Here is a 17234-nt window from a genome sequence, read left to right on the forward strand (position 1 = left end):
TCACGCGGCTACGACATTCACCGCTTCCGCAGGCGCCTTGATGGTCACCCGCTCCGGACCCGCGACCGAAGTCATGGAGACCGAATTGAGCATCGGGCGTACCGGTACACTCACCGGTTCGCTTGCCGCGGCCGACTGTGCCAGCTCGGCCAGCGACAGTTCGTCGCTGACTTCGCGCATCAACTCGGACATCCGTACGTCCAACGCGTCGCAGATCGCGGAGAGCAGCTCGGAGGATGCCTCCTTCTGCCCCCGCTCCACCTCGGAGAGATAGCCGAGCGAAACTCGGGCCGACGAGGAGACTTCGCGCAGAGTACGGCCCTGGCGCTGGCGCTGCCGACGCAGCACGTCACCCAGCAGGCGACGGAGCAGAATCATCGGTGGCTCCCTCCTCTGACCGTGTAGCCGCATCCTTCACGCCCCACCGTACCGCCTCGCGCCGCGGCCGTGCGGGGAGCGATGTCGTGTTCACTCAGGGCTGCAAACATCAAATCCCCCCGTTCTGTTCCGTATCCTGCCTCCGCGCATTCTCACGGAGTTGGCTTGAAAGAAGTTCGAGCACTGTGCGTGCACTCTCCCTACGGATTTCCGCCCGGGAGCCGTTCAACCTCAGCCGAGCCGTTTTCCTGCCCGCCGGACCGTCCACAGCGACGAAGACGGTGCCCACCGGCTGCCCGTCCTGCGGGTCGGGACCGGCCACTCCGGTGGTCGCGATCCCCCACGAGGCGCCGAGCGCCCGCCGTACTCCGGCCGCCATCTCCTGCGCGACCTGCGCGTTCACCGCACCTTCGGCCGCGAGCAGCCCCGCGTCCACTCCCAGGACCCGGTGCTTGAGCTCCGTGGCGTACGCCGTGACCGAGCCGCGGAAGGACCGGGAGGCCCCGGGGACGGCCGTGAGCTCGGCGGCCACCATGCCGCCGGTCAGCGACTCCGCGACGGCGAGGGTCTGGTCACTCTCCGCGAGCAGTCGCAATACCTCCGTCGCCACCGCGACGGCACCCGCACCGGATTCCGCCCTCTCGGAACTCCCGGTGCCCTCCCCCGCCACCCCGGTCACGCCGCGGCCCGCTCCGCCGCGAGGCCCTTGCGGCGCAGTACGACCGCCTGCCGGATGTAGTCCAGACCGGTGAGCACGGTCAGCACCACGGCCAGCGCCATCACCCAGAAGCGCATCGTCGCCAGCGCCCCGGTCAGCGCGAGCACGTACATGCCCACCGCCGTGCCCTGGGCGAGGGTCTTCATCTTGCCGCCCCGGCTGGCCGGAATCACTCCGTAGCGGATCACCCAGAAACGCATCAGCGTGATCCCGAGCTCCCGGCCCAGGATCACCCCGGTCACCCACCAGGGCAGGTCGCCCAGCCAGGACAGGCAGATCAGCGCGGACCCCATGATCGCCTTGTCGGCGATCGGGTCGGCGATCTTCCCGAAGTCCGTGACCAGGTTGTACGTGCGGGCCAGGTGCCCGTCGAAGATGTCCGTGATCATGGCGACGGCGAACGCCGCCCACGCCCACGCCCGCCAGGCGGGGTCGTACCCGCCGTCGGCCAGCAGCAGGAGGACGAATCCCGGCACGAGGACGAGCCTGATCATCGTCAGGATGTTGGCGATGTTCCACAGGCTGGCCTGATTGACGGCCGCCGCCCCCAGCTTCGCGCCGGGCGCGGGCCGGCGGCCGGTCCCGCCCGCCGCAGATGCCGGGACTCCGGTCATCCGGCCGCCTCCTCGAGTTCCAGGCCCAGCGGCTCGGCCACGAGGTCCACACCCAGGGTGCCGACCACCTTCGCCGTGACGATACTCCCGGGGACCAGGCCCGTGCTGTCCGTGAAGACGACCTGGCCGTCGGTCTCCGGCGCCTGGTGCGCGGCACGGCCGTAGGCGCCGACCTCGTCCTCGTCGTCGCCGCCGACGGGCTCGACGGATTCGACGAGCACCTCCAGGGTCTCTCCGATCCGCTCCTCCGCGCGCTGCGAGGTGAGCTCCTCGGCGAGCCGCTGCATGTGCGCGAGGCGCTCGGCGATCGTGTCCTCGTCCAGCTTGTTCTCGTAACCGACGGCCTCGGTGCCGTCCTCGTCCGAGTAGCCGAAGACGCCGATGGCGTCGAGGCGGGCGTGGGTGAGGAAACGCTCCAGCTCGGCGAAGTCGCCTTCCGTCTCTCCGGGGAAGCCGACGATGAAGTTGGACCGGACGCCGGCCAGCGGGGCCTTGGAGCGGATGGTGTCCAGCAGCTCCAGGAAGCGGTCGGTGTCACCGAAGCGGCGCATGGCGCGCAGCACGTCGGGGGCGGAGTGCTGGAAGGACAGGTCGAAGTACGGCACGACCTTGGGGGTCGAGGTCAGTACGTCGATCAGGCCCGGGCGCATCTCCGCGGGCTGGAGGTAGCTGACGCGGACCCGCTCGATGCCGTCCACGGCGGCGAGCTCGGGCAGCAGGGTCTCCAGCAGGCGGATGTCGCCGAGGTCCTTGCCGTACGAGGTGTTGTTCTCGGAGACCAGCATGATCTCCTTGACGCCCTGCTCGGCGAGCCAGCGCGTCTCGCCCAGCACGTCGCTGGGGCGGCGGGAGATGAACGAGCCGCGGAAGGACGGGATGGCGCAGAAGGAGCAGCGCCGGTCGCAGCCGGAGGCCAGCTTGACCGAGGCCACGGGGCTCTTGTCGAGGCGGCGGCGCAGCGGGGCGCGCGGCCCGGAGGCGGGCGCGAGGCCCTCGGGGAGGTCCGAGGGGGCGCCCGCCGACGGAGTCGGCTCAGCGGACGCAGCCTGGGCGTGGCCCGGCAGGGCCACGGCGGTGTCCTGGCGCTCGGCGGGGCTGATCGGCAGCAGCTTGCGGCGGTCGCGCGGGGTGTGGGCCTCGACGCTGCCACCGCTGAGGATGGTCTGGAGGCGGTTGGAGATGTCGGCGTAGTCGTCGAAACCGAGGACTCCGTCGGCCTCGGGGAGCGCTTCGGCGAGTTCCTTGCCGTAGCGCTCGGCCATGCAGCCGACGGCGACGACGGCCTGGGTCCTGCCGTGATCCTTGAGATCGTTGGCTTCCAGGAGTGCGTCTACGGAGTCCTTCTTGGCGGCTTCGACGAAGCCACAGGTGTTGACGACGGCTACGTCCGCATCGGCGGCGTCCTCGACGAGCTCCCAGCCATCCGCCGCCAAGCGGCCTGCGAGCTCCTCCGAGTCCACCTCGTTACGGGCGCAGCCAAGAGTGACAAGGGCGACGGTACGGCGTTCGGGCATGGACTCAAGACTACTTCGTCCCGGCGCCGGCCCCGGCCCCAAGTCCCCTTACATCAAGATCCCCGGGGTGCGGAAGGGCACCCCGGGGATCCGGATCGAAGCGTTCCGCCCTAGGGCGGCCAGGGCTCAGCCCGCCTGGGGCTGATTCTGGAGCGGGTCCTGCTTGGTGTATGTGAGACGTTCCACCTGGCCCGGCTGGAAGTCGTCCTTGATCTCCTTGCCGTTCACGAACAGCTTCACGGCCCCGGCGTCGCCGAGCACGAGGTCGACGGACTCCTTGTCCGTGAAGGTCTTCGACTCGCCCTGCGCGAGGGTGCCGTCGAAGAGCAGCCGGCCGCTGTGGTCCTTCGCGGAGATCCAGCTCTCGCCCTTCTCGGCCGTCAGGACGACCGTGACGAGGTCCTTCGGTGCCGCGGCGATGGCGCTGTCCGAAGGCTCCGGCTTGGGCGCCTGCGGGGTCTGCTGGGGCTGGACGGCGGGCTTTCCAGCGCTCTGCTTGGGTGCGGGCTTCGGCGAGGCGGAACCTTCCGCCACGGGCCGCTTGCCCTTCTCGTCGCCGCCACTGAAGGCGGTGAAGCCGACGAAGCCGATCACGGCGACGATGGCTGCCACCATGGCGGCGGTCCAGTTGGGCCGCTGCCGCTCGGGGCGGATCCGCTCGGCTTCGAACATCGGCGCGGCGGGGGTGGGTGCCGGCCGGCCGCCGTGGGCCGCGTCGTAGGCCTCGACCAGGGGTGCCGGATCGAGGTGCACTGCGCGGGCGAGCGTACGGATGTGACCGCGGGCGTAGACGTCGCCGCCGCACCGCGTGAAATCGTCCTCTTCGATCGCGTGCACGATCGGGATGCGCACGCGGGTGGTGGAACTGACCTCGTCGACTGTCAGCCCGGCGGCGATCCGGGCCTTCTTGAGGGCCGTCCCGATGGACGGTCCTTCGACGGTACGTTCGACGATGCGGTCCTCGGACCGGTCGTCGGTCGAAGGCCGCTTCTCTTCGGGGGAGTTGGAGTTGCCGATGGACACGAGGGCGCCTTTCGAGCGTGTAGCCACCTGCTGGATGACCAGTCTAGGGGGGTGACGAAAGGGTGGAGCAACCGGAGGGTGCACTTCCTACGCCATCCGAATGGCGAGGGAAGCTTCCCTCCGTTCAACTTGACGCGGGGCCGGGGGAAACGGTTGCCCGCCGTTTGCTTACGGTCCGGTCTCGCCGCGGATGACGGCGAGCACGGCGTCCAGCTCGTCGGCCTTGAGCAGCACGTCGCGCGCCTTCGAACCCTCGCTCGGGCCGACGATCCCCCGCGACTCCATCAGGTCCATGAGCCGGCCGGCTTTGGCGAACCCCACCCGCAGCTTGCGCTGGAGCATCGAGGTCGAACCGAACTGGGTCGAGACCACCAGCTCCGCCGCCTGGCACAGCAGGTCCAGGTCGTCGCCGATGTCCTCGTCGATCTCCTTCTTCTGCTTCTGCCCGACGGTGACGTCGTCCCGGAAGACGGGCGCCATCTGGTCCTTGCAGTGCTGCACGATCCCGGCGATCTCGTCCTCGGTGACGAAGGCGCCCTGGAGGCGGACGGGCTTGTTCGCGCCCATCGGCAGGAACAGCCCGTCGCCCTTGCCGATGAGCTTCTCCGCGCCCGGCTGGTCGAGGATGACCCGGCTGTCGGCCAGCGAGGAGGTCGCGAAGGCCAGCCGCGAGGGCACGTTGGCCTTGATCAGGCCCGTCACCACGTCCACCGAGGGCCGCTGCGTCGCGAGCACCAGATGGATGCCGGCCGCGCGGGCCAGCTGGGTGATGCGGACGATCGAGTCCTCGACGTCGCGCGGGGCCACCATCATCAGGTCGGCCAGCTCGTCGACGATCACCAGCAGGTACGGGTAGGGGCTGAGCTCGCGCTCGCTGCCCGGCGGCAGCTTGATCTTGCCGTCCCGGATCGCCTGGTTGAAGTCGTCGATGTGCCGGTAGCCGAAGGCCGCCAGGTCGTCGTAGCGCAGGTCCATCTCGCGCACGACCCACTGGAGGGCCTCGGCAGCCCGCTTGGGGTTGGTGATGATCGGCGTGATGAGGTGCGGGATGCCTTCGTACGCGGTCAGCTCGACCCGCTTGGGGTCGACGAGGACCATCCGCACGTCCTCCGGCGTGGCCCGGACCATGATCGAGGTGATCAGGCAGTTGATGCAGGAGGACTTGCCGGAGCCGGTCGCGCCGGCCACCAGCACGTGCGGCATCTTCGCGAGGTTGGCCATGACGTAGCCGCCCTCGACGTCCTTGCCGAGCGCCACCAGCATCGGGTGGTCGTCCTCGGCCGCGTCCGCGAGGCGCAGCACGTCGCCGAGGTTGACCATCTCCCGGTCGGTGTTCGGGATCTCGATGCCGACCGCCGACTTGCCCGGGATCGGACTGATGATGCGCACGTCCGGGGAGGCCACCGCGTACGCGATGTTCTTCGTCAGCGCGGTGATCCGCTCGACCTTGACGGCCGCACCCAGCGTGACCTCGTACCGGGTGACGGTCGGGCCCCGGGTGAAGCCGGTGACGTCCGCGTCGACCTTGAACTCGGTGAACACGTTGCGCAGCGAGGCGACGACCGCGTCGTTGGCGGCACTGCGGGTCTTGCCGGGCCCGCCCTTCTCCAGCAGGTCGAGCGAGGGCAGGGCATACGTGATGTCGCCGCGCAGCTGGAGCTGTTCGGCGCGCGGCGGCAGCGGCTGGGGCTCGGGCGGGGCCTTGGTCAGGTCGGGCACCGACAGCGTCCCGGAAGCCGCTGCGGTGGTGGCGTGCGGCGCTTCGGTGCGGGGCGCTTCGGCGCGCGGCGCCTCGGCGGGAGCGGCCTGCGGTACGGGGCCCTCCTCGCGGGCGGGCGGCACGGGAGCGGTGATCTCGGCGCCGTCCCGCTCGGGCGTGATCCCCTGGGTGAGGTCGGCGACGAGGGGGGAGGGCGGCAGCCCGCCGTACACCACCCCGTCCAGCGCCGCGGCGGCCGCGGCGGCCACGTCCACGGCGTCCATCTCCCGCTCCATGCCCGGCCGGGCCCTGCGCGGCCGGCGGCGCCGGGCCAGCGCCTCCTCCTCGGCGGCGTCCGCGGGATCGCCGGCGGCCGCGCCCGTACGGGCCCGCCACTGCTCGGCGTCATGACGGTCCTGCCGGTCGCGCCGGGCCGGAGCCCCGTCCTCCTGGTCCCCGTAGCCCTCGTCGTACTCGTTCGGGGCGATGATCCCGAGGCGGATGCCGAGCCGGCGCAGCCGCTGCGGGATCGCGTTGACCGGGGTCGCGGTGACCACGAGCAGCCCGAACACGGTGAGCAGCACCAGCATGGGCACGGCCAGCGGCGCGCCCATGGTGAAGATCAGCGGCTTCGAGGCGCCCCAGCCGATGAGGCCGCCCGCGTTCTGCATGGCGGTGGTGCCCTCGTCGCGGCCGGGGGCACCGCAGGCGATGTGGACCAGGCCGAGCACGCCGATGACGAGGGCGGTGAGGCCGACGCCGATGCGGCCGTTGGCGTCGGACTGTTCGGGGTGGCGGATGAAACGTACCGCCATCACGCCGAGCAGGATCGGCACGAGCAGGTCCAGCCGCCCGAAGGCGCCGGTGATCAGCATGGTGACCAGGTCCCCGACGGGCCCGCTCAGATTCGACCAGGTTCCGGCGGCGACGATCAGCGCGAGGGCGAGCAGCAGCAGCGCGACGCCGTCCTTGCGGTGGGCGGGGTCGAGGTTCCTGGCCCCGTTCCCGATCCCGCGGAAGACCGCGCCGACCGCGTGCGCGCAGCCGAGCCACAGGGCGCGCACCAGCCGCACCACGCCCCCGGTCGGAGAGGGCGCGGGCTTGGCCGCGACCTTCCTGACCGGGGCGCGCTTGGCCGCCGCGGCCTTCTTCGCGGGCGGTTTGCGCGCGGGAGCCGCCTTCTTCGCCGGCCCCGTCGTACGGCCGTTGCGGCTCTTCGCGGTGCCCGCGGTGCTCTGGGAACCCTTGCCGGACGTACTTGAGGCCATGGTGCCGAGGTTACCGGTGCGCGCCCCGGTGGACACGCGTGCCCACCCCTTCACCCGTTCGTGTCGCGTGCCCCGTAGGCGCTTTGACGCCCCACCAGCCCTGACGAAGCCTCAGCCCTGTGCGGGCAGCACCGCTCCGCCCGTCCCGGGCTCCAGCGCGTCCAGGGCCCTGCGCAGTCCGGTGAGCTTGCGCTCCAGGTGCGCCGCGGTCGCCACCACGCCCGCATCGGCCGCATCCTCGCCGAGCTGCTTGGTCAGCGCCTCGGCCTGCTCCTCGACCGCCGCGAGCCGCGCGGAGAGCTCGGCCAGCAGCCCGGCCGTCTCCTTGCTGCCGTCGCCGTTGGAACCGCCGCCCTCCAACTGGAGGCGCAGCAGCGCCGCCTGCTCGCGCAGCTTGCAGTTCTTGGTGTACAGCTCCACGAAGACCGAGACCTTGGCCCGCAGCACCCACGGGTCGAAGGGCTTGGAGATGTAGTCCACCGCACCGGCCGCGTAGCCGCGGAAGGTGTGGTGCGGACCGTGGTTGATCGCGGTGAGGAAGATGATCGGGATGTCCCGGGTCCGTTCCCGCCGCTTGATGTGCGCGGCCGTTTCGAAACCGTCCATTCCCGGCATCTGCACATCCAGCAGGATGACCGCGAAATCGTCCGTCAGCAGCGCTTTGAGCGCCTCCTCCCCCGACGACGCCCTGACCAGTGTCTGATCGAGCGCGGAGAGGATGGCCTCCAACGCCAGCAGATTCTCCGGCCGGTCGTCGACCAGGAGGATCTTGGCCTTCTGCACCATGCCCTGTCCTCCTCGCCCCGGCATGGGGCCTCCCCGGCTCAAGGCTCCGGCCTGTCCGCCGGGCCCCGCCCCAGAGGACGGCATCCTTACGCCGTCCGTCCTTGTGCCGGTCATCGTAGCCCCAGTCCCGAGATCGCCACACCCTGTCACCAAGATGTCACTGTGCACGATGCGGAAACGTGGTGGGAGGGCAGAAGGTTCCCTCTGCGCCGCCCGATCACATCCGTGCATTGATCACTTTCCGCGCATATGCCCTTCCATGACCGACAGTAGGTAGTCGGGCTCGACCGGCTTGGTGACGTAGTCGGACGCACCCGACTCGATCGCCTTCTCCCGGTCGCCCTTCATCGCCTTGGCGGTGAGCGCGATGATGGGCAGCCCCTCGAACTGCGGCATCTGCCGGATCGCGGCCGTCGTCGCGTACCCGTCCATCTCCGGCATCATGATGTCCATCAGCACCACGGTCACGTCGTCGTGCTGCTCCAGGACCTCGATGCCCTCCCGCCCGTTCTCGGCGTAGAGCACCGCCAGCCCGTGCTGTTCCAGCACGCTCGTCAGCGCGAAGACGTTGCGTACGTCGTCGTCCACGATCAGCACCCGCTCGCCCCGGAAGTCGTACGCCCGCGGCGGGGCCGGGAGCGCCTCCTCCACGCCCCACGTCGCGTCGGCGTCCGGCTGGCCCGGCACCTCCGTCCGCGGCAGCGGCTCGGGCAGGCTCTTGCGCCGCCGCCGGAACAGCGCCGAGGAGCCCTGCCCCGCCGGCCCGGCGGCCGGCAGCCCCGGCCGTGCCTGCTGCGCCTGCGCGGCCGGTACGGGGACGGCCGCGGCCGGAGCCTGCGGCAGTACGGGCCGCGACCCGTCGGCCGGCCTGCGGTACAGCTCGCCGCGGGCGCCGCCGGGCGTGGGCGGCGCGTACCCCTGCGGGGGCAGCTCGCTCGGGTGCAGCGGCAGGTACAGCGTGAAGGTGGACCCGCGGCCGGGCTCGCTGGCCGCGTGGATCTCACCGCCGAGCAGCCGGGCGATCTCCCGGCTGATCGACAGGCCCAGGCCCGTGCCGCCGTACTTGCGGCTGGTCGTCCCGTCGGCCTGCTTGAACGCCTCGAAGATCACCAGCATCTTGCTCGCCGCGATCCCGATGCCGGTGTCGGTCACCGAGAAGGCGATCAGGTCGGCGTCCGCGTCCCGCAGCGAACCGGCCTCCAGCAGCTGCTCCCGGATCGCCGTCGGCACGTCGGACCCGGCGGGCCGGATCACCAGCTCCACCGCCCCGGTGTCGGTGAACTTCACCGCGTTCGACAGCAGGTTGCGCAGCACCTGCAGCAGCCGCTGCTCGTCCGTGTGCAGGGTCGCCGGCAGCTCCGGCGAGACCCGCACCGAGAAGTCCAGGCCCTTCTCCGCGGTCAGCGGACGGAAGGTGGCCTCCACGTAGTCGACCAGCTGCACGAGCGCGATCCTGGTCGGCGAGACGTCCATCTTGCCCGCCTCGACCTTCGACAGGTCGAGGATGTCGTTGATCAGCTGGAGCAGGTCGGAGCCCGCGCCGTGGATGGTCTCGGCGAACTCCACCTGCTTCGGCGAGAGGTTCTCGTCCGCGTTGTCGGCGAGCAGCTTCGCCAGGATCAGCAGCGAGTTGAGCGGGGTCCGCAGCTCGTGCGACATGTTCGCCAGGAACTCGGACTTGTAACGCATCGAGACCGCGAGCTGCTCGGCACGCTCCTCCAGGACCTGCCGGGCCTCCTCGATCTCGGTGTTCTTCACCTCGATGTCCCGGTTCTGCCGGGCCAGCAGCTCGGCCTTCTCCTCCAGCTCCGCGTTGGCGGCCTGGAGGGCCTTCTGCCGGTTCTCCAGTTCGTCGGACCGCTCGCGCAGCTGCTCGGTCATCTCCTGGGACTGCTTGAGCAGCATCTCCGTCTTGGAGTTGACGCTGATCGTGTTGACGCTGGTGCCGATCATCTCGGCGATCTGGCTGAGGAAGTCCTTCTGGATCTGCGTGAACGGGGTGAAGGAGGCGAGCTCGATGACGCCGAGCAGCTTCCCCTCGAAGAGCACCGGCAGCACGATCACGTGCGCCGGCGGCGCCTCGCCGAGACCCGAGGAGATCTTCAGGTAGCCGGGCGGGGTGTTCTCGACGAGGATCGTCCGCTTCTCCTCGGCGACCGTGCCGATCAGCCCCTCCCCCGGCCGGAAGGAGGTGGGCACTTGGCCACCGGCGTACGCGTAGCTCCCGCGCATCCGCAGCTCGTACGAGCCGTCCGTGCCGCCCTCCGTCCCGATCTCGGTGGTGCCGCCGGCCGGCACCGCCAGGAAGAAGGCGCCGTGCTGGGCGGAGACCACGGGCGTCAGCTCGCTCATGATCAGCGAGGCCACGTCGTCGAGCTCGCGCCGGCCCTGCATCAGGGCCGAGATCCGGGCCAGGTTGCCCTTGAGCCAGTCCTGCTCCTTGTTGGCCAGGGTGGTGTCGCGCAGGTTGACGATCATCGTGTTGATGTTGTCCTGGAGGACCTGGATCTCGCCCGCCGCGTCCACGTCGACCTTCAGGCTCAGGTCGCCGCGGGTCACCGCCGTCGCCACCGCCGCGATCGCGCGTACCTGCCGGGTCAGGTTCCCGGCCATCTCGTTCACCGACTCCGTCAGGTCCCGCCAGGTGCCGTCGACGTCCCGGACGCGCGCCTGGCCGCCCAGGATGCCCTCCGTGCCCACCTCGCGGGCGACGCGGGTGACCTGGTCGGCGAAGGAGGACAGCTGGTCGACCATCGTGTTGATGGTGGTCTTCAGCTCCAGGATCTCGCCGCGCGCGTCGATGTCGATCTTCTTGGTCATGTCGCCCTTGGCGATGGCGGTCGTGACCATGGCGATCTGCCGCACCTGCCCGGTGAGGTTGGAGGCCATGAAGTTCACCGAGTCGGTGAGGTCCTTCCAGGTCCCCGAGACGCCCGGCACGTGCGCCTGACCGCCAAGGCGGCCCTCCGTGCCCACCTCCCGCGCCACGCGCGTGACCTCGTCCGCGAACGAGGAGAGGGTCTTCACCATCGTGTTGACCGTGTCGGCGAGCTGGGCGACCTCGCCGCGCGCCTCGACCGTGACCTTCTTCGTCAGATCGCCGTTGGCCACCGCCGCCGAGACCTGGGAGATGTTGCGCACCTGCGAGGTCAGGTTGTTGGCCATCAGGTTGACGTTGTCGGTCAGGTCCTTCCAGATGCCGGTCACGCCGCGCACCCGTGCCTGACCGCCCAGGATGCCCTCGGAACCCACCTCGCGGGCCACCCGGGTCACCTGCTCCGCGAAGGAGGACAGCTGGTCGACCATCGTGTTCACGGTGGTCACCAGCTCGAGGATCTCGCCCTTGGCGTCGACGGTGATCTTCTTCGACAGATCGCCCATGGCGACGGCGGTCGTCACCTCGGCGATGTTGCGCACCTGCGAGGTCAGGTTGTTCGCCATGAAGTTGACGGACTGGGTGAGGTCCTTCCAGGTGCCGGAGACGCCCTTCACCTCGGCCTGACCGCCCAGGATGCCCTCCGTGCCCACCTCGCGGGCCACCCGGGTCACCTGCTCCGCGAAGTTCGAGAGCTGGTCGACCATGGTGTTGAGGGTGTTCTTCAGCTCCAGGATCTCACCGCGCGCGTCCACGTCGATCTTCTGCGACAGGTCACCGCGCGCCACCGCCGTGGCGACCTGCGCGATGTTGCGCACCTGCGAGGTCAGGTTCCCGGCCATGCCGTTCACCGAGTCCGTCAGGTCGCGCCACACACCGGCCACGCCCGGCACCTGTGCCTGCCCGCCGAGCCGGCCTTCCGTGCCCACGTCCCGGGCCACCCGGGTCACCTGCTCCGCGAAGGCGGAGAGCTGGTCGACCATCGTGTTGATGGTGTTCTTCAGCTCCAGGATCTCGCCGCGCGCGTCCACGTCGATCTTCTGCGACAGGTCACCGCGCGCCACGGCGGTGGTGACCTGGGCGATCTGGCGCACCTGGGACGTCAGGTTGCCGGCCATGAAGTTGACGGAGTCGGTGAGCTCCTTCCACGTGCCGGAAACCCCCTCGACCCTCGCCTGACCGCCCAGCCGGCCCTCCGTGCCCACGTCCCGCGCCATCCGCGTGACCTGGTCGGCGAAGGAGGACAGCTGGTCCACCATCGTGTTGACGGTGTTCTTCAGCTGGAGCATCTCGCCGGAGACGTCCACGGTGACCTTCTGGGACAGGTCGCCGTTGGCGACCGCCGTCGTCACCTGCGCGATGTTGCGGACCTGGCCGGTGAGGTTGCGGAAGGCCGTGTTCACCGAGTCGGTGAGGTCCTTCCACGTGCCCGCCGCGCCCGGTACCTGTGCCTGGCCGCCCAGTTCACCCTCGACGCCGACCTCACGGGCCACGCGCGTCACTTCGGCGCCGAAGGACTGGAGCTGGTCCACCATCGTGTTGACGGTGTTCTTCAACTCCAGCATCTCGCCGGCCACGTCGACCGTGACCTTCTGCGACAGGTCGCCGTTGGCGACCGCCGTCGTCACCTGCGCGATGTCCCGCACCTGTGTGGTGAGGTTACGGAAGACCGTGTTCACCGAGTCGGTGAGGTCCTTCCACGTGCCCGCCGCCCCCGGCACCTGCGCCTGGCCGCCGAGCAGGCCCTTGGCGCCGACCTCGCTCGCCACGCGCGTGACCTCGTCCGCGAACGTCCGCAGCGTTTCGGTCATCTGGTTGATCGTTTCGGCCAGCTGCGCGACCTCGCCCCGGGCGCTCACCCGTACCTTCTGCGACAGGTCGCCGTTCGCAACCGCCGTCGTCACCTGCGCGATGCCGCGCACCTGGGCCGTCAGGTTGCCGGCCATGGTGTTGACGGAGTCGGTCAGGTCCTTCCACACGCCCGCGACCCCGGGCACCTTCGCCTGACCGCCCAGCTCGCCCTCCGTACCGACCTCGCGCGCGACGCGGGTCACCTCGGAGGAGAAGGAGGACAGCTGGTCCACCATCGTGTTGACGGTGTTCTTCAGCTGCAGCATCTCGCCGGCCACGTGCACCGTGACCTTGCGCGACAGATCGCCCTTGGCGACCGCCGTCGTGACGAGGGCGATGTCACGCACCTGAGCGGTCAGCCGGTACGCCATCGTGTTGACGGAGTCGGTCAGATCCTTCCAGGAGCCGGACATTCCGCGCACCTGGGCCTGACCGCCGAGCTTGCCCTCGGTACCCACCTCCAGCGCCACGCGCGTCACCTCGTCGGTGAACGCGGACAGCTGGTCGACCAGGTTGTTGACCGTGCGCCCGACCCGCAGGAACTCCCCGCGCAGCGGATGCCCCACCCCCTCGGAGACCTGCGTGCGCAGGTCCATCCGCTGGTCGAGGTCACCCTCGGCCACCGCCGACAGCACCCGGCCCACCTCGGACACCGGCCGCGCCAGGTCGTCCACGAGCTGGTTCGAGGCGTCGATCGCGGCCGCCCAGGACCCCTCGCAGGCGCCTGTTTCCAGCCGTTCGCTGAGCTTGCCCTCGCGGCCCACCATGCGCCGGACCCGGGAGAGCTCCCCCGTCAGGTGCAGGTTGCGGTCGGCGACCTCGTTGTAGACGGCGGCGATCTCCGCCATCACGCCTTCGCCGGACACCGTCAGCCGCTTGCGGAAGTTCCCGTCCCGCATCGACACCAGGGCCGTGAGCAGCCGGTTGAGAGCGGCGGTATCGACTTCGGTCGTGTCGCCGCGCCGCGGACGCCCGCCCTTCGGCCGCGTCCCTGTACGCCGCACCGCTGCGCCAGACTCCACCGTGTCCCTCCCGAAAGGGTCGACCGCCGTTCCACCGGACACCTGACTCCTCACGAGCCGGTTCCGCAAGCCTGCCCAGTGTTTCACCCCGGCCGAACCCGGCCATAACACTTCGGCACCATCGCATACCCGCCGTACCCTCCGGGTGGATTCCCGGACGACGGCACCATGCCGACCGCGAAGGTAAGTAACCTGGCACTCGATGTCCAACCGCGTCGAAGGAGACTCGTGATCACGGCACGGGCGGCTGCCAGTTTCGATCCCGTCGGGCGATCCGTCGCCGCCGCTCGAGCGTTCGTCCGCGACACGCTGCAGGGCTGGGGCTTCTCGGACATCATCGACGACGCTGTGGTCCTCACCAGCGAGCTCGTCACGAACGCCGTGGTCCACGCCGGAACCCGGGCCGAGGTCCTGTGCCTGCGCTCCGGGGACGGGGTGCGCGTCGAGGTCGCCGACCGTTACCCGGAGCGCGAGCTCCCGCTCCAGCACCCCGGCGAGCGCCCGTACGCCGACCCCGACCGCGAGAACGGCCGCGGCCTGATGCTCTGCGCCGCCCTCGCCACCCGCTGGGGCGTCGAGTACACGGCCACCCACAAGCACGTGTGGTTCCGCCTCGACCTCCCGGACCGGCCGGTCGGTACCCGCTCCGCGGGCCCGGTCGTGCCCGACCGGCTGCTCCCCCTCGCAGACAGCCGGGTCCGCGTGGCCGTCCTCCAGATCGACTCCGCCGACTGCATCAGCGCCTGGAACGAGGACGCCGAGCACATCTTCGGCTACCCCGCGGAGAAGACCGTGGGCCGCCCGCTCGCCGAGCTCGCCGCCTGGCCGCAGACCCCCGGCACCGGAACCGGCATCGCCGAGGCCCTGCGCCTGTCGCGCTGGGAGGGCAGTTACGGGCTCCGCGGCTCGGACGGCCGCGTCATCCCCGTCTACGCCTCCCACCTGCGGGTCCGCGACGCCCACGGCGAGCCGTCCATCGTCTGCCTCCTCGTCCACGACGACGAGCGCGCCCTGCTCCAGACCCCGGTCCGCGCACCCGCCGGCGACGCCGCCCAGCTCACCGAGCCCCGCCCCGTGGACCCCTTCGAGGTCTTCATCGGCTCTCCCGCCCCCGACGACCTCGACTCCCTGCTCCAGCGCACCGTCGAACGCGCCCGCGACCTCCTCGACGCCGACTCCGCCTTCCTCCTCCTCGCGACGGACGACGAAACCGAGCTGGAGGTCCGGGCCACCACCGGCCTGCCCTCCACGCGCCAGCGGTTCGCCCGCGTCCCCGTCGAGGCCGGCACCAACCGGTACGGCTCCGCCCGCATGCCCGCCGTCCACGACGACCTCGCCGTCGTCCCCGGGGCCGTGCCACTCCTGGAGTCCACCGGCATGCGATCCGTGGTCACCGTCCCCCTCAAGGTCGAGGGCCGGCTCACCGGTTCCCTCGGCGTGGCCGCCGAGGCTCCGGGCCGCTACACGAACGAAGAGGCCCTGCGCCTCCAGTTCGCCGCCGACCGCATCGCCCTCGCCGTGGAATCCGCCCGCCTCGGCGAGCTGGAGCGCCTGCGGCGCGGCTCCCTGTCCTTCCTCGTCGAGGCCTCCGACCTGCTGGCCGGCACCCTCGACCGGGACCAGACGCTGGCCTTGATGGCCCAGATGACCGTCCCGACCCTCGCCACCTGGTGCGCCGTCTACACGATCGCCGACCAGTCCTCCGACCCGTACCTCTCGTACGTGCTCCACGAGGACGAGGAGCGCATCGACGCCCTCAAGGCGCTGCTCTCCCGGGTCAGCCCTCCCGAACCGGTCCGCGAGGCCGGCGCCCGGCCCTGGCCGGAGACCTCCCTCGCCGTGGGCGGCGAGACCGTGGTCCTCCCGCTCCTGGCCCGCAACCGCGTCATCGGACTCCTCACCCTCGGCAAGCCGTCCGAGGAGCACTTCCGCCAGGAGATCCTCGAACTCGCCGAGGACCTGTCCCGCCGGGCGGCCCTGGCCCTGGACAACGCCCGCCTCTACTCCGAGCGCACCGCGATCAGCCGCTCCCTCCAGCGCAGCCTGCTGCCGCCCGGCTCCCCCGCCATCCCCGGCATGGAGGTCGAGGTCATCTACCGCGCCGCCGGCGAGGGCAACGAGGTGGGCGGCGACTTCTACGACGTCTTCCCCATCCGCGACGGCGCTTACGGCTTCGCCATCGGCGACGTCTGCGGTACGGGCCCCGAGGCGGCCGCGGTCACCGGCCTCGCCCGGCACGCCCTGCGCCTCCTGGCCCGCGAAGGCCTCGGCGGCCCGGCCGTCCTCCAGCGCCTGAACGCGGCCATCCTCGACGAGGGCGCCCGCAGCCGCTTCCTGACCCTCCTCTACGGCGAACTGCACCCCCAGCCGGACGGCGGCGCCCTGATGAAGGTCGTCTGCGCGGGTCACCCGCTGCCGCTGCGCCTGCGCCCGAACGGCGAGGTCCTCCCGGCCGCGGAGCCCCAGCCCCTGCTGGGTGTCATCGACGACCTCGACCTCTACGAGCAGACGCTGACCCTCGACCCGGGCGATGTGCTGCTCTGCGTCACGGACGGGGTGACGGAACGCCGCGAGGGTTCCCGGATGCTCGGCGACGACGGCCTCACCGAGGTCCTGACCACCTGCACGGGCCTCACCGCCGGCGCGGTCGCCTCCCGCGTCCTGCGGGCCGTGGAACGCTTCGCAGCGGAACCCGCCTCGGACGACATGGCCATCCTCGCCTTCCGGGTCCCCCACCAGCGCACGGGCGACTGATCACCGCCGCGGCAGCCGCGCCGACACGATCATGAACGACGGCGCGGCCATCTCCGAGGCCCAGGCGGGCACGGAGGCCGCCCCGGGACCCGGCCCGCCACTCTCGGCCTCGGGGTTCGACTCGCAGGCCACCGGCGAGGACGTGGAACCGCCACCTGCGGCGCCGGCCGGGGCCGTCACGAGCCGGAGGACGAGACGTCGGATCAATGCGATGTTGGTGTTCACGCTCATGAGGGGGTCCTTCCTCGGATCGAGGAGCTCGGGCTTCCGTGATCCCATTGCGCCCCGAGGCGCGACCCCGGTCATGGCCCGGAAAGTCGGGGCTTGACAGGCACCGCACAGACCCACAAACGCAGAAAGGCCCCCGCCAACAGGCGGGGGCCTTTCTTATTCGAAGCCCTTTAACGGAATCGAACCGTTGACCTTCTCCTTACCATGGAGACGCTCTACCGACTGAGCTAAAAGGGCGGGTTGTTCGGCGGCGTCCTACTCTCCCACAGGGTCCCCCCTGCAGTACCATCGGCGCTGAAAGGCTTAGCTTCCGGGTTCGGAATGTAACCGGGCGTTTCCCTAACGCTATGACCACCGAAACACTATGAAATTCGAACGCTGGTGTGTAATCACAGCCGTTCGTTATTTCAGAACTAACACAGTGGACGCGAGCAACTGAGGACAAGCCCTCGGCCTATTAGTACCAGTCAGCTTCACCCGTTACCGGGCTTCCACATCTGG

The 17234-nt window shown here is 70.4% G+C and carries 10 protein-coding genes, 1 tRNA gene and 1 rRNA gene; 1 reads left to right on the forward strand and 11 read right to left on the reverse strand.

Translation table 11 applies throughout. The features are described 5' to 3' along the window. The 8 genes from ACZ6Y1_RS13720 to ACZ6Y1_RS13755 form a co-directional block, all read right to left on the reverse strand. The gene (locus ACZ6Y1_RS13720) at positions 1-378 is read right to left on the reverse strand and encodes a helix-turn-helix domain-containing protein (protein WP_328927975.1); all 378 of its coding nucleotides are present in this window, start codon (positions 376-378) and stop codon (positions 1-3) included. A 109-nt stretch (positions 379-487) separates the two neighbouring features. Next, a complete protein-coding gene (locus ACZ6Y1_RS13725) occupies positions 488-988 on the reverse strand; it encodes a CinA family protein (protein ID WP_469627428.1) in 501 nt (166 codons plus the stop codon). Between the two features lie 65 nt (positions 989-1053). After that, positions 1054-1710, reverse strand: coding sequence for a CDP-diacylglycerol--glycerol-3-phosphate 3-phosphatidyltransferase (gene pgsA / locus ACZ6Y1_RS13730; protein ID WP_376660632.1), 657 nt, complete (start codon positions 1708-1710; stop codon positions 1054-1056). Next, positions 1707-3224, reverse strand: a complete 1518-nt coding sequence (gene rimO / locus ACZ6Y1_RS13735) for a 30S ribosomal protein S12 methylthiotransferase RimO (RefSeq protein WP_469627431.1) — start codon at positions 3222-3224, stop codon at positions 1707-1709. The genes pgsA and rimO overlap by 4 nt, the downstream gene beginning before the upstream one ends. Positions 3225-3350: 126 nt before the next feature. Continuing rightward, complete coding sequence (locus ACZ6Y1_RS13740; RefSeq protein WP_469627434.1) at positions 3351-4247, reverse strand: helix-turn-helix domain-containing protein; 897 nt, start codon at positions 4245-4247, stop codon at positions 3351-3353. A gap of 168 nt (positions 4248-4415) precedes the next feature. After that, complete coding sequence (locus ACZ6Y1_RS13745) at positions 4416-7214, reverse strand: FtsK/SpoIIIE family DNA translocase (RefSeq protein WP_469627437.1); 2799 nt, start codon at positions 7212-7214, stop codon at positions 4416-4418. Between the two features lie 111 nt (positions 7215-7325). After that, positions 7326-8000 (reverse strand): response regulator, encoded by a 675-nt coding sequence (locus ACZ6Y1_RS13750; RefSeq protein WP_469627440.1) that lies wholly within the window; start codon positions 7998-8000, stop codon positions 7326-7328. A gap of 234 nt (positions 8001-8234) precedes the next feature. Continuing rightward, entirely contained in the window at positions 8235-13748 is a 5514-nt protein-coding gene (locus ACZ6Y1_RS13755; RefSeq protein WP_469627443.1) for a HAMP domain-containing protein, read from the reverse strand. Between the two features lie 168 nt (positions 13749-13916). Here ACZ6Y1_RS13755 and ACZ6Y1_RS13760 point away from each other — a divergent pair, with 168 nt between their 5' ends. Then, the gene (locus tag ACZ6Y1_RS13760; protein WP_469627446.1) at positions 13917-16502 is read left to right on the forward strand and encodes a SpoIIE family protein phosphatase; all 2586 of its coding nucleotides are present in this window, start codon (positions 13917-13919) and stop codon (positions 16500-16502) included. On the opposite strand, the gene ACZ6Y1_RS13765 is transcribed toward ACZ6Y1_RS13760, so the two are convergent. The 3 genes from ACZ6Y1_RS13765 to rrf all read right to left on the reverse strand — a co-directional run bounded on the left by ACZ6Y1_RS13765 (position 16503) and on the right by rrf (position 17092). Further along, complete coding sequence (locus ACZ6Y1_RS13765; protein ID WP_469627449.1) at positions 16503-16733, reverse strand: hypothetical protein; 231 nt, start codon at positions 16731-16733, stop codon at positions 16503-16505. 164 nt (positions 16734-16897) lie between these two features. Beyond that, positions 16898-16970 (reverse strand) — tRNA-Thr (locus ACZ6Y1_RS13770). A gap of 5 nt (positions 16971-16975) precedes the next feature. Beyond that, positions 16976-17092, reverse strand: a 5S ribosomal RNA gene (rrf, locus tag ACZ6Y1_RS13775). Positions 17093-17234: the final 142 nt, after the last annotated feature.

The sequence above is a fragment of the Streptomyces sp. NPDC053432 genome, assembly GCF_055585365.1.